Raw genomic sequence first — 334 nt, 5'->3', positions numbered from 1 at the left:
TGTCCGTGGGCAGCGGCCAGCCGGAAATGGAAAAGCCCGATGTCATCGAAGCCGACAGCAACGATGTGCTGGACCCGAGCAACGTAAATCCCAATGTAGGGGCCAATGTTTCAGCGCCCTACACGGGTACCGTGCCCGGCGACATCATCGGGCTGCGCTGGAGGGGCTCGCGGGTGAGTGCGCCGCCTGACGAGCGGCCACTCAATACCAGTTCGGCGGGGGCCCCCGTGCCGTTTACCGTGCCCTACCGCTACGTGATCGATAATTTGAACGGCACGGTGGACGTCGACTACTACCTCAAGCGCGGCTCGGAGCCGCTGCGTTATTCCCGGGT

Annotated in this window: 1 pseudogene; it reads left to right on the top strand. The window is 63.5% G+C overall.

What is annotated here, in order from left to right:
* Nucleotides 1–334 (top strand): annotated as a pseudogene (locus HU811_RS27230) (hypothetical protein); the annotation flags it as partial.

It is taken from the genome of Pseudomonas tehranensis (genome assembly GCF_014268615.1).
Lineage (GTDB): Bacteria > Pseudomonadota > Gammaproteobacteria > Pseudomonadales > Pseudomonadaceae > Aquipseudomonas > Aquipseudomonas tehranensis.
This window is presented reverse-complemented; position numbering and strand designations above follow the sequence as displayed.